Annotated in this window: 2 protein-coding genes and 1 pseudogene; 2 read left to right on the top strand and 1 reads right to left on the bottom strand. The window is 70.8% G+C overall.

Annotated elements, in window-relative coordinates; all coding sequences use genetic code 11:
- A pseudogene (locus NQ160_RS22335) lies at positions 1 to 302 on the bottom strand (GNAT family N-acetyltransferase); the annotation flags it as partial.
- A 95-nt stretch (positions 303 to 397) separates the two neighbouring features.
- Here NQ160_RS22335 and NQ160_RS22330 point away from each other — a divergent pair.
- Together NQ160_RS22330 and NQ160_RS22325 are read left to right on the top strand one after the other, a co-directional pair.
- The gene (locus NQ160_RS22330) at positions 398 to 1,792 is read left to right on the top strand and encodes an MFS transporter (protein WP_257517231.1); all 1,395 of its coding nucleotides are present in this window, start codon (positions 398 to 400) and stop codon (positions 1,790 to 1,792) included.
- A 16-nt stretch (positions 1,793 to 1,808) separates the two neighbouring features.
- On the top strand, positions 1,809 to 2,407 hold a 599-nt coding region (locus NQ160_RS22325), incomplete at its 3' end, for an oligopeptide:H+ symporter (protein WP_257517230.1).

Below are 2,407 nucleotides of genomic sequence, written 5' to 3'. Positions count from 1 at the left end.
AGCCGCCCGAACCCCCGGCCCTGGTACTCGGGGAGCACCCCGGTGACGTGCGAGTGCATCGAGCGCTCGGCGGGGGCGGCGAAGAACGCCACCGACGCGCCGATGATGCGATCGCCGTCATAGAGGCCCACGGCGTAGTTGCCCGAGTGCGCGAGGGCGCGCAGCAGATTCGGTGGCATGGCGTCGTCATCGCCGCCCCAGACGTCCGAGAGCACGCGGGCGGCATCGAACACCTGGGCCACGGTCTCGAGCGCGCGGATCTCGATGCCGGCGGGCACGGTGAGCTGATCGAGGTCGGCCATGCCCACACCCTACGACTCCACGCCGGTACGTCCGGAACCGGCGATACCCTGGACCGATGGGCCGGGACGAGGACGTACGCAGACGCCTCACCCGCATGCCCCGCCAGGGCGCCATCGTTGCCGTGCTGGCCCTGGCCGGCCTGGCATCGTCGTTCATGTTCACCCTCGTGGTGCCGATCCAGGCGAAGCTGCCGGAGCTGCTCAACGCCAGCCGCGAGGACACCGCGTGGGTGGTGACCGCGACGCTGCTGGCGGCAGCGGTGGTCACGCCGATCGCGGGGCGCCTGGGCGACATGTACGGGAAGCGCCGCATCGTGCTGGTGCTGCTGGGCGTGCTGGTGCTCGGCTCGGTCGTCGCAGCGCTGTCGGGCGAGATCATCGGGGTGATCATCGGCAGGGCCCTGCAGGGCGCCGTCACCGGCGTCGTGCCGCTGGCGATCTCGATCCTGCGTGACGTGCTGCACGAAGACCGGGTGGATGCCGCGATCGCCCTCATCAGCGCGACGATGGGCGTGGGCGGTGCTCTCGGCATGCCGCTGAGCGCTCTGGTGACGCAGTACAGCGACTGGCACGCCCTGTTCTGGCTGGCCGCCGGCATGGGGGTCGTGGTCTTCGTGCTGGTGGTGTGGATCGTGCCGGTGAGCGTGCTGCGCACGGCGGGCCGTTTCGACTACGTCGGCGCCGCGGGACTCGCAGTCGGCCTCACCGGCGTGCTGCTGGCGGTCTCGCGCGGCAACGAGTGGGGCTGGACGTCGCCGGCCGTCCTCGCGTGCGGACTGGGCGGGCTCGCGGTGCTGCTGGTCTGGGGCTGGTACGAACTGCGCATCGCCGAGCCGCTGCTGGACCTGCGGGTGGCTGCCCGCCGTCCGGTGCTGCTCACCAACATCGCCTCTCTCGCGATGGGGTTCTCGCTCTTCGCCTCGAACGTGGCCTACCCGCAGCTGCTGGAGCTGCCGGCCCCTGCGGGTTTCGGACTGTCACTGCTCGCCGCCAGCCTCGTCATCGCGCCGGCGGGCCTGGTGATGATGGTGCTGTCGCCCTACTCGGGGCGGGTGGCGCGCACCGTCGGCCCTCGGCTGCTGCTGATCCTCGGGGCGATCGCCCTCATCGTCGCGTACGGGTTCACGCTGCTGTTCTCCTCCGAGGTGTGGCACATCCTGGTGGCCAATCTGCTGGTGGGCGTCGGGATCGGCTTCGGCTACGCCAGCATGCCGATGCTCATCATGCGCAGCGTGCCGCAGAGCGAGACGGGCGCCTCCAACGGCCTGAACGCACTGTTCCGCTCGCTCGGCACCAGCACGGCTGCTGCCGTGATCGCCGCGGTGCTGGCGAGCCTGTCGGTCACGCAGGGCGGCGTGCAGGTGCCGACGGCGGCGGCGTTCGACGTGGCGTTCTTGCTGGGCGGCGCCGCCGCGGTGGTGGCCCTGGTGCTCGCTCTGTTCATCCCGCAGCGCCCTGCACGCGAACCCCATCCCTCTCTGCCGCAGTGAGGTCTACCCTGGGCCAATGAGCGCGAACGAGCCGGCCCAGGTCCCCGTCGGACCTCCCACGGGCCCCATCGAGACCGCCGCGGAAGACGCCGGCGACCGCGACACCCGCTTTTTCGGGCAGCCCCGGGCGCTGGCGCACATCTTCGGCGTGGAGATGTGGGAGCGGTTCAGCTTCTACGGCATGCAGGGCATCCTGCTCATCTACCTGTACTACTCCGCCACCGACGGCGGGCTGGGGCTCGACCGCGCCGTGGCTGCCGGCATCGTGGGCGCATACGGCGGCTCGGTCTACCTCTCGACCATCCTCGGGGCGTGGATCGCCGACCGCATCCTCGGCTCCGAGCGGGTGCTCTTCTACAGTGCGATCGTCATCGTCGCCGGTCACGTCGCCCTCGCCCTCATCCCCGGATTCCTCGGGGTCGGCGTCGGACTCATCCTCATCGCGCTGGGATCGGGCGGCCTCAAGGCCAACGCCACGAGCGTGGTGGGAACGTTGTACCGGCGGGACGACCCCCGACGGGATGCCGGGTTCTCGCTGTTCTACCTCGGCATCAACCTCGGCGCGCTGGCCGGCCCGCTGCTGACGGGTCTGCTGCAGGCCTCGCTGGGGTTCCA

The sequence above is a fragment of the Microbacterium sp. zg.Y909 genome (genome assembly GCF_024626565.1).
The sequence above is the reverse complement of the archived record's forward strand: the minus strand, read 5'-3'. Positions and strand labels throughout refer to the sequence as shown.

What these genes read in the sequence shown, in the direction of transcription:
- NQ160_RS22330 (WP_257517231.1), top strand. Translation starts at nt 398, where the DNA reads ATGCCCCGCCAGGGCGCCATCGTTGCCGTGCTGGCCCTGGCCGGCCTG.